Raw genomic sequence first — 16,936 nt, forward strand, 5'->3', positions numbered from 1 at the left:
GCTTTTTACTGTTTTATTCAATTGTTTTTGTTTCTGATAGCTTCTTATACCAATATGCGCTTTTCTTTGGGTATCTTTCTTGTGTATCAAAGTCTACGTAGAATAATCCATATCTTTTTTCATAACCGTTTGACCAAGAAAACACATCCATTAATGACCAGATAAAATACCCTTTAACATTTGCACCATCTGCTATAGCGTCTGATATTACTTCTAAATGTTTCTTAACATAATCAATACGAGCATCATCATAAACTGTATTATCTTCAAATTTATCTTTATACCCTAGACCATTTTCCGTAATATAAATTTTCTTATAGTTTGGATAATCAGCTTTCACTCTCATAATTTGATCATAAAGTCCTTTAGGGTATATCATCCAATCCCAATCCGTGCGTGGTACATCTACATCAAACTCACGTTGCCCTATACCTTTAAGTTGATATTTAGATCCACCTTTATTGCCTTTCGAATTATGTGTAATTTCAGATTCACCGTCAAATACTTTCATCCAATCACTCATATAATAATTGATACCTAAGAAGTCATTTAAGCCTTTTGAATCATTTAATATTTTTAAATCTTCATCGCGAATATCAAGTTCTCCTCCATTGACTTCAAGAATGTGCTGAACACCTTGCATTGTTTTGTCTGAGTACTCGCCCAAGTATGTTGCATCTAAAATAAATTTATTATGGATAATATCTTCAAGTTCCGCTGCTCTCACATCTTCAGGGTTACTTGGATCATATGGATATTTAGTAGGAAGTGCATGAACAATCCCAATTTCTCCTTTATACCCTTTTTCTTTAAATATTTTAATTGCTCTTGCGTGCGCTATCATCATATTGTGATGAGATTGAAATACTTTTTCGAAATCATATTTAATACCTGGAGGGAATTTACCTACTAAGTATTGACCATCTCCTATAGGTCCAATTTCATTAAATGTAGTCCAATAATTCACTTCTTCAAATTCATTAAAGCAAAAATCTGCATATTCAACGAAATAATCAATATTTCGACGGTTTAAAAAGTCTCCGTCAGAATGTAACGTTTCAGGTGTATCAAAGTGATGAAGCGTTACAAACGGTTCTACATTTCTTTTTTGACATTCTTTAAATAAATTATGATAATATTCAACACCTTTAGAATTCACTTCACCGTATCCATCTGGAAAAATTCTTGACCATGCTATCGAAATTCTAATTCCATTAACTCCAAATTTTTCACTAAGCTCTAAATCTACTGGATAACGATTATAAAAATCACTTGCTGGCTCTGCCGTATACCAATAATTCTCTTCTAAATAAGTGTCCCAAGCTACTCTTCCTTTTCCATCTGTTTGAGTTGCTCCTTCAGCTTGATATGCTGCAGTTGCGCCACCAAAAATAAAATCCTCAGGTAATTTTTTCATATATATCTCTATTCCCTTCTAATTATTGAATTGATTTTTTACAAACTCTAATGCGCCTTTACCATCACGCGTTAATTTAATGTATTCTGCACCTTCTGTTTTTGCTAATTTAAGACCTAATCTATCAACGTCTTGTTTAATATCTTCGTAGTTTGAAGCTACTTGTGGTGCAAGAACGATTAAATCATAGTCTTTCATAATGTCCATATGAGCACCATAACTTCCAGCTGCTGCCGTAACGTGTGCTCCAAATTCTTTAGCTGCTTTGTTTAAAGCGTTAGCAAGTAATCCACTCGTACCGCCACCTGCGCATAATACTAATACGTTTTTGGCTTCATCGTTGCTTAAGTCATTATTACTTTGTTCTTCATCATATTCTTGAGTTTCATTATTATTAGAACTACTTATAATACTATCAGCTTTACTTGTATCAAAATTTTCCTTAACTTTATCTTGTAGATTCTCAGATTGATTGAGTCCAGAAATTTCTTCTTCAACAATTTGTCTATCGTACACTCTAAGGAATGGGTAATAAATAATAATATCTACTATCACTAAAGTAATCGCTAAAATAAAGGACCATACTCCTAATCCTGTTCCCATCACAATTCCGAGAGGCGCTGGCGTTGTCCATGGAAGGTTAACACTAAAACTATGCATACCAACTAAATCAACAAATATTTTAAAAATCCATACGTTTGCTATTGGCGCTAATATGAATGGTATGAAGAACACAGGGTTCAACACTAATGGTGCACCAAAGAGAATAGGCTCATTCACTCCAAAGAATGTAGGTACTACAGATGCTCTTCCAATCGCTTTATTACGCTTAGATTTAGCTAGCCACATAAACATGAATGGCACGACTAAAGTAGCACCTGTTCCACCCATAGTTGCAATAAACATTTGTGTTCCAGAAGTTATGATTTTGTCTGCATGAGCACCAGAACTTAATAATTGATAGTTCGTTTCAATATTAGCATAAGTTATAGCAGCTATTGCCGGTTCCACTATTGAAGGACCATGAATTCCAACGAACCAAAATAATGCAAAAGCTCCAAATATAATAGTAATACCGACATAGCCGTCTGCTGCCGTAAATAATGGTGCGAAGAACTTGATGATAGCGTGAGCAACATTTGATCCTAATGCTGCTCTACTTAGTAAATCAAAACCATATAACACTAAAATAACTAAAGCGAATGGGATAATATCTTTAAATACTTGTGAAATATTTGGTGGAACTTCTTCGGGCATTTTTATCGTGACGTTTTTCTTAACACAAATGTTATATATTATAACTGTAACGAATGCAGATAAAAATGCTGTTAATAAACCTTTAGTACCTAGAAACTCACTCGCAAATCCGCCCTCTTTTATCGAATCAGAAGCTAAAAATAAAAAGCCACAAATCGATGCTAACATAGTAGATATAAAGTTAATTTGCTTTGTATTTTCTAATCTTCGGTTATACGAATCGGTTAAAGATTTAGCAGTAGTACCCGCAACTAACAATGCTACAATACCCATCGTGTATTGATAAGGCTTCATAAGTGCATCTTCAATACTCTTGCTCCATGTAAAACCAAATACGTTTGGTACATAAGCTATTAATAAGAAAATACTTGAAAATAAAATTACAGGCATTGCTGAAATAAAACCATCACGGATAGCTCTTAAATAAATATTTCGAGAAATTTTTTCAAAAAGTGGCTTAGCTTTTTCAATTTGTGCGATAAGTGCTTCCATAATTATCAGCTCCCTCTTTTATATAGTTCAACGATATGCTTCATCATATCTTTCAGAAGCAGAGTAGTCATAAGGTGGTCTTGACCATGCATCATCGTTACACTATATGCAATGTCTTCGCCAGATGCTTCTTTAGCTAGCAAATCAGTTTGTGCATTATGAGCACTTACAATACATTGATTAGCTCCTTCTATTAATTGTTCTGCTTCATTGAAATCCCCTTGTTGTGCAGCGTTTAATGCTTCTAGTAATTTTGATCTAGCGTCTCCTGCATAAGCGACTATTTCAAAACCTAACATTGTTGTTTCTTCACGATTCATGGTTAACACTCCTTTAATTCGTTCTTATAATTTCTCCTTAACTGAAAAAGCTGTTTGTTTAATCACATTATTCAATGCATTAATATTATTAAAACCTTCTGTTTGCAACCATTTTCTAGCCGCTTCTTCCCCTTTTTCTATGTAAATAGGTACGACTCCTGCCCAAGTTGCTCGTCCACAAAGTACACCATTGAATTTAGCACCTGATGCATGTGCAAATTCCAATGTTTCTTGGAATAATTTTGCAGATACACCTGCACTTAAATAAATGTATGGAAGGTTTGTTGAATCTTCTTGTTCTCTAAAATATTGCATAGCTTCTTCTTTCGTATATACAATTTCACTTTCTCCAAATCCTTCAACGTAATTCATGTTTACAGGAACTTCTACTTTTAATACATCCACATTAAATCTCTCTTCTGAGAATACTTTCATAGCGCCATTAACCTTTCTAGGTTTAACTTTAGCGAATTCAACACTTCCGTTATCAGGAATATTATCGTCATAAGTTAATACTTCTAAGAAAAATGGAATATTTTCAGCTACACACTCAGAACCAATCCTTTCTATATATGCCTTTTTCTTAATATTGATACTTTCAGAATCATCAATGTCATAATATAGAAGGAATTTAACAGCATCTGCACCTTGCTCTTTAATCCTTTTAACTGACCAATCTTCTAAACAATCTGGCAATCGCCCTTTAGTGTTCACATCATAGCCTGTTTTTTCATAAGCTAATAATAATCCTGATTCACTATTACGTACTTTAGAAGCTGGTAAACCATATTCTGGATCTAGCAATATTGAAGAAGCATATTCTGTTAAAGCTTCAGAAACTAATGTCTTTAAATTTTCTATTTGCTCTAAAGTTGGTTCTGTATCTTGATACTTAGCCATCATACGTTTTAAAGCGCCTCGTTGATCGAACGCTAAAGCTGATATGATACCTTTCTCATCGCTTAAACGCCTTAATTGTTCAAATTTATGATCTATTTTATTCATTTGTTCACACCTCAATAATTTTGATTTTGTTATAAAGGTCATCGTAGTTCTTTAAATTGATATAACCCGTAACTGTTTCTTGTGCGTTTAACATACCTAGAGTATTTGCCTTTTTAAGTATTTCTTCATTCGTTGCTTTATTAATTAAAGCAGACGCAAAACCAGCTATCATTGAATCGCCTGAACCAACAGGATTCACAACTTGGATTTTAGGTATGTCCACTTTGTAATATTTATCTTTATGTTTAGCGAATACACCATTTGAACCTAAAGACACAACAACCCATTCGATATTTTTAAATATTGGATTCGATACTGCTTGTTTCAATGAATCAATATTTTCATTTATTTGTTCTCCAAGTAATTCAGCGATTTCATCGATATTCGGTTTAATCAACAATGGTTTATATTGACCTCTCAATACTTCTGTAAGCGCTTTATTAGAACAGTCTAAAATTGCTGGAACAGAGTGTTTATCACAGGTCTTTATTAAACTTGAATAAAAATTTGGTTCCACGCCTTTAGGTAAACTTCCGGATATCACAGCAACGTCAGATTTACTCACGAGTTCTTCAAAATGTTCATTAAAGCTTTCTATTTCTTCAGTACTAATAGTAGGTCCACCTTCAAGTATTTCTGTTTGGTTTCCTTCGTGTAATATAGCGATACAATTTCTTGTATTGCCTTGAATTTCAAAAAAGTGATTTGCTATATTATGATCATTCAAAGATTGTTCAAGAAATTCTCCGAGTTTACCACCTTTTAAACCAGAAGCCACAACTTGTTCATTTAACTGGTTTAAAACTCTCGTTACATTTAAACCTTTTCCACCAGCGGTTTTATTCAATTTATTTGTTCTATTAACATGATTGATTGATAAATTATCCAATTGATATGATATGTCTACTGAAGGATTCATCGTAATCGTTAAAATCATAATAATATTCCTTTAATCATGATATTCACCTTTATCCCACTTCTCTAAAAATTCATCAAAGAAATGAGCGTCTGTTTGGCTTTCACTTTGACCTTCTAAATATTTAATTTTAGAAATAAGCTTTTTATTCTCTTCTGTAGGTTTATATTCAGCTTCAATAAAAGCTTCAATAATATCGCACATTAATAATTCACCAATGATTTTGCCTCCAAATCCAATCACGTTCGCATTTAATTCTTCTTTAGCATAAATAGCAGAAGTCATATCTCTTACTAGAGCAGAACGTACACCTGGAACTTTATTAACAGCATTATTTATACCAACGCCAGTCCCACATATACATACACCCAAATCTGCTTCTCCAGTTGTTACTGCTTCTCCGACCTTTTTTCCGTAAATAGGATAATGTGTTCTCGCAAAATCATAAGTACCACAATCAATCACTTCATGACCAAGCGTTTTTAAAAATTGTGAAACTGCCATTTTTGTATCTGTAACAATATGATCACAACCAATTGCAATCTTCATCTATATTTCCTCCTCATTTAGCACATTTTATTTAACATATCGACACGAATTTGATGTCTTCCACCATCATATTTAGCGTTAATAAACTCTTGAACAATGTTAATTGCGAGTTGTTCTCCAACAATTTCTGAACCTATCGTAATCATTCTCGAATTATTATGTTCCCTTGTCATATATGCTGATCTTTCTTCGGAAACTTCAGCAGCAATCATGCCTTTAATTTTTGTTGCTACCATGAAACTGCCTGCTCCGTACGCATCTATTGCAATACCTAAATTTTCTTCATTTGTTTGAACTTCTTTAACAACAGCTAAGGTCGCATCTACGAAGTCAACATCATTACCTTCTGTAGCATCTACAACTTTATAATTGTTTTTCAATAAATATTGTTTGATACGTGATTTTAGATTTTTCCCATGCTCATCTGAACCAATTACGACATTCATTCAAATCTTCCTTTCTATTTGTTTATTTCTTGTTGCTTTAAACAATATAAACGCTTACAAAATGATTATGTTTAGATTATAAACGTAAACGAACATATAATCAACATTTATTGTTCGATTTTGTTTAAATAATATAAAAAAAGACAAAATCTGTTTAGATTTTGTCTTTTATCGTTTAGTTCTTGTTTATATAATAACTTCTGTATAATCTGCTATTATTTTATTTTTGTCTTCGTCTTTACCATCAGTTATGACACCGTTTAATGATTTCAAATCACAAAATGAAACGAAATCTTCTTTTCCTATTTTTGATGAGTCAACGAGCAAATATTTCTCTATAGAATTTCTAAGCGCTAATTTTTGAGTGTATGCTTCTTCATGTGAAGATGTCATAACATCCATTCCTTTTACGCCATTAGCGCTGAAGAACATTTTACTAAATCTCATTGTTTCTAATGCACTATTCGTCATATCTCCTGCAAATGATTCTGTAATTTCTCTCATTTCTCCACCAATTAAATAGACCTTGAAATATTCATTTTTCTTTTTAAATAAAATATTAAATACAGGCAAACAGTTTGTTATAACTGATAAATTTTTATTATGAATTTCTTCCGCTAATAATTCTACAGTTGTACCTGGCCCTAAAAACACTGTGTTTCCTTCTTCAATAAGAGTAGCTGCTTTTTTAGCTATTTGTTTTTTCTCTTCAATATATTGTGTATGTTTCTCTTTATGTGACATTTCTTTATATTGAAATGCTGAGTTACTTCTTGCCCCACCATGTATTTTGGTTAATATGCCTTGTTCATCTAATTCAGCTAAATCCCGTCTTATTGTCATATCAGAAACATTGAGTTCTTCAACTATTTCAGCAATTCTTATTGATCCTTTTCGATTAACTAAGTCAGTTATTTCATCTAATCTATCATATTTATTCAATTCTTATGACCCCCTTTATATTATTGTTCGTTTTACAATAAAGTTGTTTGAAAAAGAAACATTTACTTATTAATATATCAGACTTTGTTTGATTATGTTTAATTTTTATTAATATTTAACAAATTAATTACTTTTATAAAACTAACTTCATTTGTTGTTACTAATTTTTATTTTTCAATACTTATTCACACATTTTTTCTTGAATTTATAAATTAAATGCCAACAATCTTCTAAAAGTGTTGCATTATTCAACACAAGTTTAAAATTATTGGTGTCTTCTTATTGTATAGAGTGTTAGTGTAATCTTATCAAACCGAAATGAAGTATGAAGTGGTGCGCTATTCATAAATATGGATAGTTTTTTTAATTTACCATTCAATTTGTACTGACATTTAAAAATATTTTAGGAGGAAATCGTTTTGGCGAAATTTTTATACAAGCTAGGAACATTTATAGCTCAGAAAAAATGGTTAGCGGTATTTGCTTGGATTATACTAATAGCAGTTATCGTATTACCTTTAACGTTAAATGCACCAAAGTTTGATGATGATATTCAAATGAATGGTTTAAAATCACTAGATACTAATGAAAAAATTAATAAAGAATTTCATCAGGATAGTGAAAAAGCATCAATGCGTATTGTCTTTCATTCCCAATCTGAAAATGGGATAAATGATAAAGACACTAAAAAAGATATTGAAAAAACGTTAGACGATATTAAACAAGATGATGATGACATCTTAAATGTCTCTAATCCTTATGAAAGTAAACAAATCAACGACGACAAAGATACTGCAATTGTAGATATTAATTACGTTGTATCGCAAACTTCATTAAAGGATTCTTCTAAAAATAATATCATGCACGAATTAAATAAATTGGAAGATGACCATAATCTACAAATTGAAACGACAGAAGGCACATCATCTGATGTAGATATCGGTGGTATGTCTGAGGTTATCGGTGTCATTGTAGCATTTGTTATTTTACTTATAACATTCGGTTCATTAATCGCTGCTGGTATGCCAATTATCAGTGCTGTAATCGGACTAGGTTCTAGTATTGGTCTAATAGGGCTACTGACTTACGTGTTCGATATACCTAATGTCACACTGACACTGGCAGTAATGATTGGTCTTGCTGTCGGTATTGACTATTCACTATTTATTCTATTTAGATATAAAGAAGTATCCAAAACTGAAAAAGATCCAATTAAAGCAATAGGTATGGCAGTTGGGACAGCTGGTAGTGCCGTTATCTTTGCTGGTATCACAGTAATTATTGCTGTTTGTGGTTTATCTCTAGTAGGTATCGAATTCCTAGCAGTAATGGGTTATGCATCAGCTATCAGTGTTCTATTCGCTGTATTAGCAGCATTAACATTATTACCAGCGTTTATCAGTATATTCCATAAACATATTAAAATTAAAAATAAGAAAAATACAGATAATAAAGGGTACGATACACCATGGTCTAACTTTGTAGTTGGCAAACCTGTTATCGCTGTTATTTTAAGTTTAGTTGTTTTAGGTTTAGCGATTATACCTGTCGCACAAATGCGCCTAGGTATGCCTGATGACGGTATGAAACCTGCAGATTCATCTGCATATAAAGCAAATGAATTAGTCTCTAAAGAGTTTGGAGAAGGTTATAACGGTCAAATTGTTATGTTAATCAATACAAAAGACAATGGTAGTGAAAATACAATTAAACGTAATCTAGATAATGTTCGAGACGACTTAGAAGATATAGATAGCGTTGACAAAGTATCTTCACCACAGTTAACAAACAACAATAACTATGCATTGTTAGCAATAACACCTGAAGAAGGTCCTAATGCTGTTTCAACAAACGATTTAGTTTATGACTTAAGAGATTATGATGACCAAGCACAAGACAAATATGACTTTAATACTGAAATTTCTGGACAAAGTGTTATTAACATAGACATGTCTAAAAAATTAAATGATGCTATACCAGTATTCGCTGGCGTTATCGTAGCTCTAGCATTCGTACTATTACTATTCGTATTCCGTTCAATCCTTGTACCATTAAAAGCTGTTCTAGGCTTTGTTCTATCATTAATGGCAACATTAGGATTCACAACATTCGTTATGCAAGAAGGTTTCTTAAGCGGATTATTCGGAATTGATGCTACAGGTCCAATCTTGGCATTCTTACCTGTCATTACAATAGGTCTCTTGTTCGGTTTAGCAATTGACTATGAATTATTCTTAATGTCACGTGTTCACGAAGAGTTCAGCAAAACAGGAGATAACGCACATTCTATTAAAGTTGGTATTAAACAAAGTGGTCCTGTAATTGTTGCAGCAGCACTTATTATGTTCAGTGTATTCATCGCATTCGTTTTCCAAGATGATGTAACCATCAAGTCCATGGGTATTTCTCTAGCATTTGGTGTGTTATTTGATGCATTCATCGTTCGTATGACACTGATACCAGCACTTACAAAACTATTCGGTAACGCTTCATGGTATATGCCTAAATGGTTAGACCGTCTCTTACCTAGAATAGATGTTGAAGGTCACGCTTTACAAGAAGGTTCAGAAGAAGATACTCATAATAGTACTTATAACTTTGGCGTAGACCCAAATAATCAAAATGTTGAACAAAGAACAACTAATTTATTCAAAGATTTATCAAATGATTCTTCAGATCAAATGATACTATTCAATGCATTAATGCTTTACGCAAAAGAATATAATCCTTCCGTTTATGACAAATATATTAATCAGGAAGATTTAAAAGAAGATAATCAAGAAGACTTGAATGACGATAATAATGAGTAAAGGAGGTTCTCAGATTGTTTAAAAATAGTAAATTCAAAATAATTGGCCTCGTCACAACACTAATGATTGCAATGATATTAAGTGCTTGTGGAAGTGGAAGTTCAGAAGAAAATTCATCTACTGATCTAGGCGGAAAAGAAATCGAAATTCCTTATAAAGGGGATAATTCAGCAGCACGTTCACTTGTTATCGCTGAAGTATTAAAAGATGTAGGCTATGATGTTGTAACTACGCCGGTACCTGCTAGCGGACCATTGTATTCAGCAACATCAGAAAACTCTAACTCGTTTAACGCAGCTGGTATTTTTCCGTCAACAGACAAAAGTTATTTAAATAAATATGATAACTTAGAAGTTTACGATGACAAAAATATAATTGATGAAGCAAATGTTTCATTGGCAGTGCCTAAATATATGAAAGATGTAGACTCAATTGATGATTTAAAAAATGATAATGATTTAGGAAAATCAGTAGATTGGACAATCACGGGTACAGATAATAGAAACGGTGTTATGAAAGAAACAAATGAAGCATTAAAAGATAATGATTTCAGTGATTGGAAACTTGATAAATCTTCAGATGAAGAAATGTTAAAAACAATTCAAGAAAAATATAAAAAACAACAACCTATCATCTTCACTGGAACTCAACCCCACTGGATATTCGAAGAAATGGATTTCAAAATGTTAGATGATCCGGATAAAATATATGGCAGTGGTAAAGAACACGTAAATTTAGTATTCAACAAAAACTTCAAAAACAATCATCCAGCAGCTTATAAAATAGCGACACGTATTGCTAATGATTGGAATGAAGATGACGAAAAAGAGTTATCTAAAAAAATCTATGTGGATAACGAAGACCCACAAAAAGTAGCTGAAGATTACGTTAATAATCATGAAAGTAAAAAAGATAAATGGACTGAAGGTATAAAAGAAAATTAATGTTATAGGTCTAGGAAGTAGGATTGAAAAAAGTTGATACAAGCGCTTTTTCAATCCAGTTACCTACTGCCGATTTAATGATAGAGCCCGAGACAATTGTTTATGTCTCGGGCTCTTCTTTTTGTATTTTATTTAATTTTTTATTTTATATAATGGATTTTATTTGTTATAAGTTAGTGAATACATTAATATGAGTTTATGAATTCCGTAAACAAAAAGGAGAATTTTACAGTGTATTCGTCTGCGCAAAAAAGAACAGTCCAACACATTACTCAAACTTCTTTTGACTTATTGCATGAAACAGATTTTGATCAACTAACTGTTCAAAAGATCTGTAAAGAAGCAGAAGTTAATCGAAGTACATTTTATCGTTACTTTGAAGATAAATTCGATTTACTCTATCATATTACACAATACATAGCAGAACTTTTATATAACGAAGTAAAAGCTTCACGTTATGATTCGTTATTCGAAGCTACAATCCATTATGTATATAACAATAGAGAGCTACTTAATCACGTAATTAATACATCACATCACGTAGATGTCTTTAATGAATTAACCAAAATAAGCAGTAGACTTTTACAAGAGTTTGCTCCGGTTAATGATGACCCGATATGTAAAAAAGTACGAAACTCAAGCCATCCAGATTTAGTAAGTGATTTCTACGGCAGTGGGATTATACATGTAATCAAACAATGGCATAACAATAAATATGATTATACTATTGAAGAACTATTAGAAATAGTAGAAATAGTAGAAGAAGGCCCAGACAGTATTTTTGAGTAGAAAACACTACCTCAAAAATACTGTTTTTTTAGGGTTTAAAATTGTATTAATGATTCTGAATGTTGCACGTGATGCTCGTCTTGCAACTTTCTAACCCTTTATGTTGCACGTGAACCTCGTCTTGCAACATTCAGTGCCTTTCTACCTCCAGAATTCCCATCGCTTATACTTAAAACTATATTACAATAAATTCACCTAAGTCTTCTTTCTTTTTTTATAATATTCTTATTTCTCTCAAAACCTTATTGACTTGAATGTCTATAAAAATATAAGATAGTTCATATACAATGCAGTTTGTAATTAATTTATTCATAATTAATTATATTATTACAACTTTTTTGTGATTTTATAGGTTATAGTGAATAAAATCACTTACTATTCCGCTAAAATAATAATGGAGGATACATACAAATATCATGAAAACAAAATTAACAATAAAAGAGAATATTTTTATTGGATCCATGCTATTTGGTTTGTTTTTTGGAGCAGGCAATTTAATCTTTCCGCTTCATTTAGGCCAATTAGCTGGTTCTAACGTATTTACCGCGAATTTAGGGTTCTTAATTACTGCAATTGGTTTACCTTTCTTAGGTATTGTTGCTATTGGAATATCTAAAACAAGCGGTATTTTTGAGATATCTTCCAGAGTCAGCGTGATCTATGCTTATATATTCACGATTGCTCTATATCTCGTAATCGGACCATTCTTTGCTTTACCAAGGTTAGCTACGACTTCTTTTGAAATTGCTTTTTCACCTTTTATTTCAAGTTCGTCTAGTACATTATACTTATCTATTTTTAGTATTTTATTCTTTGCAATAGCTTGGTTTTTCGCAAGAAAACCTTCCAAAATTTTAGATTATATTGGAAAGTTTTTAAATCCAATATTTTTAGTTTTACTAGGTATTGTTATTCTTTTAGCTTTTATAAATCCTATGGGTGGTATTTCAGAAGCGCCAATCGACCCTAAATATGACAAGAGTTCATTATTATCTGGTTTCATAGATGGTTATAATACACTAGATGCTCTAGCTTCACTAGCTTTCGGTGTAATTATCGTCTCAACAATTAAAAAATTAGGCATAACAAGTCCGAATGGTATTGCTAAAGAAACAATTAAATCTGGGACAATTAGCATTGTTTTAATGGGTGTTATTTATAGCTTATTAGCTTTTATGGGAACAATGAGTCTTGGCCACTTCAAAATCAGTGAAAATGGCGGTATTGCTTTAGCCCAAATTGCTCAATATTATCTAGGAAATTACGGCATTATCATTTTAGGTTTAATTATTATTGTCGCATGTTTAAAAACAGCTATCGGGCTTATCACTGCTTTTTCAGAAACATTCGTAGACCTATTCCCAAAACAAAATTACTTAGTATTAGCAACAGTAGTAAGTATCATGTCATGTGTGTTTGCAAACGTTGGATTAACTAAAATCATCACTTATTCAACACCTGTACTGATGTTCTTATATCCACTTGCAATCACTTTAATATTACTAACACTATTCAGTCCTTTATTTAATCATTCAAGAACGGTATATCGTTTCACTACATATTTCACAATGATTGCTTCTTTTGTAGACGGAGTTCAAGCGAGCCCTGAAGTATTCTTAAACACAAAATTTGCTCAAGTTGTTATTTCATTCGGTGAAAAATGGTTACCATTTTTTGATATTGGAATGGGCTGGCTACTTCCGTCTATTTTAGGTTTTGTAATTGGCTTAATCGTATATAAACTAACTAAAAATCAAAATAAAGAAATTCCTGCTTAAAAATAATAAAACGCGCTTTCAATTTGAAAGCGCGTTTTATTTTTATCTTTTTATTAATTTTTCATGGACTTAATAAACACTAGACGTTCATTTGTTGATTAACAAACATAATAGCTATTATTGATTATTGTATATTTATTCCTTCTCCTTATAATGAATAACGTAGCTTTAATTAGCGTGTGTTTTTAAAGGAGAGATAACAAATGAACATATTTAAAAGTAAATTATTATGGTTAGCACCCATAACTATACTAGTCGTATTAATCATATTTTCAATAGCATTTTATCCAGCATATAATCCCAAACCAAAAGATTTACCAATCGCAATTGTTAACAATGATCAAGGGACTACTATTCAAGATAAAGATGTAAATATCGGTAAGAATTTAGAAGAGAAGTTAATGAACAGTGACTCTAATCAAATAAAATGGATTAAAGTTGGTAATGAAAAAGAAGCACGCCAAGGCATAAATGAGCAAAAGTATTACGGTGTTGCAATACTTGAAAAAGACTTTTCAAAAAATGCTATGAGTAAAACTCAAAAAGTTATTATAGATAATAAAAAACAAGAAATGCAAGACAAAGTAAAATCTGGTGATATCCCTCCAGAACAAGCAAAGAAAATGCAAGAACAAATGGCAAAGTCCAATGTTGACATAAACGTTACAGTTAAAAAGGGTTCTGTTAAAACAATCTCAAACGGTGGTGCAAACATGCAAGCATCACAAATTGCTTCTAATGTAGTATCAAATATTGGCGATAATCTAAATAAACAAATTTCTCAACAAAGCTTAGATACATTGAAAGCTCAAAATGTTCAAGTAGACTCAAAAGATATTGAATCTATAACGAATCCTGTTAAAGTAGATAATCAGACATTAAACGAAGTAAAAGATCATCAAGCTAGTGGCAACGCGCCTTTCTTAATGTTTATGCCTGTGTGGATTAGTTCTATCGTAGGGTCTATATTGTTATTCTATGCATTTAGAACAAGTGAAAATATTAAAATTTCTCAACGTATAACAGCTTCTATCGGACAAATGATTGTAGCAGTTATTACAGCATTTATAGGAGCATACGGCTATATTTACTTTATGTCTGGTGCTCAAGATTTCGATTTTAATGACAAGCATAAAATAGCTATTTATGTAGCAATTGCCATACTAGGTTTCATAGGTTTAATTTTAGGTGTAATGGCTTGGTTAGGTATGAAAGCTATTCCTATTTTCTTTATTGCTATGTTCTTTAGTATGCAACTCGTAACATCACCTAAACAAATGTTACCTCAATTTTATCAAGACTATATTATTTCATGGAATCCCTTCACACATTACGCTGAATATTTAAGATCATTAATTTATATGAATCAACCATTAGAATTAAACAGCACAATTTGGATGTTTATCGGGTTCATGATATTTGGTATTATTTCAACCCTTACTGCGGCTATCGTAAGAAAACACAGTAATAAACGAACAGAAATTCCTGCTTAAAAATAATAAGAGTCTGGGACATAAATAATTGTCCCAGACTCTCTTTTTGTATTGGCAGTAGCTGACTGGTATGAAAATGCGCTTATATCAAGCTTTTTTCATACCTAGTCATCCTTGCCGGGGTGGGACTACGAAATCTTTTTAATAAAATGAGATTTCTGTCCCACTCCCTTCTTTTTATCTTTTGATAAGTGCTGTTAATTCTGCTTGGTATACTTTTATGTTTTTATCATTAAATGTTGATAAAAGAACAGTGAGTAACCCTTGTTCATCATTTAATACTTTCTTGTTAATGACTTCGGCTCGTACACTTAATACATCTGTTGGATATACTGGCTTAATAAATTTAACAGCTTCCATCTTACTCCCGGCAATCACATCATCACCATACTTACCCTCTTCCACCCATAATTTGAATGATAAAGCGAGCGTATGAATACCTGATGCTATAATACCTTGAAACATACCTTGACTAGCTTTTTCATGATCTAAATGCATGTATTGCGGGTCAAACTCACTAGCAAATTTTTTAACATCTTCTTCAGTTAAAGAATATGGTTTTGTTTCAAATATATCACCAATGGAAAATTCATCTAGTTTCATGATTCATTTCCTTGTTGTTTATAGTTTCTAATATGGCCCTCGATACTATCTAAATATACTTTTGTATATGGATCTTGCGTTAATTCTTGCTCAAGGTCAAATTCTCCATTATCAAAACGATTAAAGAAATGTTCGTATTCTTCTACAGTCAGTTCTTTTCGAGATTTAAGCATATCTAAATGTCTTTCTTTATCTAACATTTTCTCATAGCCCGGTACAAGTGAACCGCTGAATATTTCCCCTACTGCTCCTGATCCGTAACTAAACAAACAGATTTTTTGGTCATCTTGGAATTCGTGATTTTCAAGTAAAGATATTAAACTTAAGTATAATGAACCTGTATAAATATTCCCTACATCACGGTTATAGTTAACAGAATCTTGATACGCATCCATCAATCTATTTTTTGTTGAATCTTCTACGTTTTCGCTTAAAATAGTCTTAAAGGCTTTTTGTCCCATTTTAGTAAATGGCACATGGAAACAGAATGATTCAAAATCATTTAAACCATATTTAGTTCTTTTAGTGTATTCATTCCAAAGTGTATTGAAAGAATCAATATATGCGTCTTTAGATAAAGCTCCATCAACTACTGGATATTTTTCAGACGTTGGACGCCAGAAATCATATACATTTGTTGTATGTGCAACACTATCGTCGTTTAACGTCAAAATTCTAGGGTTGTGGCTAATTAGCATTGCTACTGCACCAGCACCTTGTGTAGGTTCTCCACCAGAGTTTAAACCATAACGTGCAATGTCTGAAGCAATGACAAGAACTTTCTTGTCTGGACGATTAGATAAGAAATCTTTAGCTAATTGAATAGCTGCTGTAGCTGAATAACATGCTTCTTTCATTTCTATACAACGTGCAAATGGTTGTATATTAAGCATGCTGTGTATTTCTATAGATGCTGCTTTAGAATGATCAACACCAGATTCTGTAGCAACGACTACCATTTCGATATCTTTTTTGTCTTCTTCAGTTAACATGTTTTGAGCTGCGTTGACACCCATAGAGATGATATCTTGGCTCACGGGATTTACAGCCATTTTTGTTTGGCCAATTCCAATCGTAAATTTTTCTGGTTCTATTTGACGTGCTTTTGCTAAATCAGTCATACTGACATAGAAGTTTGGGATATAAAAATCTAATTTATCAATACCTATTATCAT

15 protein-coding genes are annotated in these 16,936 nt (G+C 32.1%); 5 read left to right on the forward strand and 10 right to left on the reverse strand.

From position 1 onward, the window contains the following. Positions 1 to 13: 13 nt before the first annotated feature. The 8 genes from lacG to ACO6VN_RS10855 all read right to left on the reverse strand — a co-directional run bounded on the left by lacG (position 14) and on the right by ACO6VN_RS10855 (position 7,344). Positions 14 to 1,417, reverse strand: a complete 1,404-nt coding sequence (lacG, locus tag ACO6VN_RS10820) for a 6-phospho-beta-galactosidase (RefSeq protein WP_216683588.1) — start codon at positions 1,415 to 1,417, stop codon at positions 14 to 16. A gap of 18 nt (positions 1,418 to 1,435) precedes the next feature. Continuing rightward, on the reverse strand, positions 1,436 to 3,169 hold the full coding sequence (locus tag ACO6VN_RS10825; protein WP_239724364.1) for a lactose-specific PTS transporter subunit EIIC: 1,734 nt from the start codon (positions 3,167 to 3,169) through the stop codon (positions 1,436 to 1,438). A gap of 2 nt (positions 3,170 to 3,171) precedes the next feature. After that, on the reverse strand, positions 3,172 to 3,486 hold the full coding sequence (locus tag ACO6VN_RS10830) for a PTS lactose/cellobiose transporter subunit IIA (protein ID WP_016998946.1): 315 nt from the start codon (positions 3,484 to 3,486) through the stop codon (positions 3,172 to 3,174). 24 nt (positions 3,487 to 3,510) lie between these two features. After that, positions 3,511 to 4,491: a tagatose-bisphosphate aldolase gene (gene lacD / locus ACO6VN_RS10835; RefSeq protein ID WP_239724360.1), complete on the reverse strand. Its 981-nt coding sequence runs from the start codon at positions 4,489 to 4,491 to the stop codon at positions 3,511 to 3,513. Positions 4,492 to 4,495: 4 nt separating this feature from the next. Next, positions 4,496 to 5,428, reverse strand: a complete 933-nt coding sequence (locus ACO6VN_RS10840; protein WP_016998944.1) for a tagatose-6-phosphate kinase — start codon at positions 5,426 to 5,428, stop codon at positions 4,496 to 4,498. 12 nt (positions 5,429 to 5,440) lie between these two features. Beyond that, the gene (lacB, locus tag ACO6VN_RS10845; RefSeq protein WP_064204377.1) at positions 5,441 to 5,956 is read right to left on the reverse strand and encodes a galactose-6-phosphate isomerase subunit LacB; all 516 of its coding nucleotides are present in this window, start codon (positions 5,954 to 5,956) and stop codon (positions 5,441 to 5,443) included. A gap of 17 nt (positions 5,957 to 5,973) precedes the next feature. Further along, entirely contained in the window at positions 5,974 to 6,402 is a 429-nt protein-coding gene (gene lacA / locus ACO6VN_RS10850; protein ID WP_016998942.1) for a galactose-6-phosphate isomerase subunit LacA, read from the reverse strand. A 186-nt stretch (positions 6,403 to 6,588) separates the two neighbouring features. Continuing rightward, complete coding sequence (locus tag ACO6VN_RS10855; protein ID WP_103268983.1) at positions 6,589 to 7,344, reverse strand: DeoR/GlpR family DNA-binding transcription regulator; 756 nt, start codon at positions 7,342 to 7,344, stop codon at positions 6,589 to 6,591. 419 nt (positions 7,345 to 7,763) lie between these two features. Here ACO6VN_RS10855 and ACO6VN_RS10860 point away from each other — a divergent pair, with 419 nt between their 5' ends. The 5 genes from ACO6VN_RS10860 to ACO6VN_RS10880 all read left to right on the forward strand — a co-directional run bounded on the left by ACO6VN_RS10860 (position 7,764) and on the right by ACO6VN_RS10880 (position 15,158). Next, positions 7,764 to 10,154 (forward strand): MMPL family transporter, encoded by a 2,391-nt coding sequence (locus ACO6VN_RS10860; RefSeq protein WP_194200363.1) that lies wholly within the window; start codon positions 7,764 to 7,766, stop codon positions 10,152 to 10,154. A gap of 14 nt (positions 10,155 to 10,168) precedes the next feature. After that, entirely contained in the window at positions 10,169 to 11,098 is a 930-nt protein-coding gene (locus ACO6VN_RS10865) for a glycine betaine ABC transporter substrate-binding protein (RefSeq protein ID WP_370686875.1), read from the forward strand. Between the two features lie 231 nt (positions 11,099 to 11,329). Beyond that, positions 11,330 to 11,887, forward strand: coding sequence for a TetR/AcrR family transcriptional regulator C-terminal domain-containing protein (locus ACO6VN_RS10870; protein ID WP_194200362.1), 558 nt, complete (start codon positions 11,330 to 11,332; stop codon positions 11,885 to 11,887). A gap of 413 nt (positions 11,888 to 12,300) precedes the next feature. After that, positions 12,301 to 13,665 carry a branched-chain amino acid transport system II carrier protein gene (brnQ, locus tag ACO6VN_RS10875; protein ID WP_026023604.1) on the forward strand — a complete coding sequence of 455 codons (1,365 nt, stop codon included), beginning with the start codon at positions 12,301 to 12,303 and terminating at the stop codon, positions 13,663 to 13,665. 203 nt (positions 13,666 to 13,868) lie between these two features. Continuing rightward, positions 13,869 to 15,158, forward strand: coding sequence for an ABC transporter permease (locus ACO6VN_RS10880; protein WP_194200361.1), 1,290 nt, complete (start codon positions 13,869 to 13,871; stop codon positions 15,156 to 15,158). Positions 15,159 to 15,335: 177 nt separating this feature from the next. Here the strand turns inward: ACO6VN_RS10880 and ACO6VN_RS10885 are convergent, their stop codons facing one another. Continuing rightward, positions 15,336 to 15,761 carry a MaoC family dehydratase gene (locus tag ACO6VN_RS10885; protein ID WP_422404656.1) on the reverse strand — a complete coding sequence of 142 codons (426 nt, stop codon included), beginning with the start codon at positions 15,759 to 15,761 and terminating at the stop codon, positions 15,336 to 15,338. Further along, on the reverse strand, positions 15,758 to 16,936 hold the full coding sequence (locus tag ACO6VN_RS10890; protein WP_016998935.1) for a hydroxymethylglutaryl-CoA synthase: 1,179 nt from the start codon (positions 16,934 to 16,936) through the stop codon (positions 15,758 to 15,760). Before ACO6VN_RS10890 ends, ACO6VN_RS10885 begins: the two co-directional genes overlap by 4 nt.

The sequence above is a fragment of the Mammaliicoccus sp. JADD-157 genome, assembly GCF_049310805.1.
GTDB lineage: Bacteria > Bacillota > Bacilli > Staphylococcales > Staphylococcaceae > Mammaliicoccus > Mammaliicoccus lentus.

Coding starts and splice junctions, on each gene's coding strand:
- lacG (WP_216683588.1), bottom strand. CDS start 1,417: ATGAAAAAATTACCTGAGGATTTTATTTTTGGTGGCGCAACTGCAGCA.
- ACO6VN_RS10840 (WP_016998944.1), bottom strand. CDS start 5,428: ATGATTTTAACGATTACGATGAATCCTTCAGTAGACATATCATATCAA.
- ACO6VN_RS10830 (WP_016998946.1), bottom strand. CDS start 3,486: ATGAATCGTGAAGAAACAACAATGTTAGGTTTTGAAATAGTCGCTTAT.
- ACO6VN_RS10890 (WP_016998935.1), bottom strand. CDS start 16,936: ATGATAATAGGTATTGATAAATTAGATTTTTATATCCCAAACTTCTAT.
- ACO6VN_RS10885 (WP_422404656.1), bottom strand. CDS start 15,761: ATGAAACTAGATGAATTTTCCATTGGTGATATATTTGAAACAAAACCA.
- lacB (WP_064204377.1), bottom strand. CDS start 5,956: ATGAAGATTGCAATTGGTTGTGATCATATTGTTACAGATACAAAAATG.
- ACO6VN_RS10880 (WP_194200361.1), top strand. CDS start 13,869: ATGAACATATTTAAAAGTAAATTATTATGGTTAGCACCCATAACTATA.
- lacD (WP_239724360.1), bottom strand. CDS start 4,491: ATGAATAAAATAGATCATAAATTTGAACAATTAAGGCGTTTAAGCGAT.
- lacA (WP_016998942.1), bottom strand. CDS start 6,402: ATGAATGTCGTAATTGGTTCAGATGAGCATGGGAAAAATCTAAAATCA.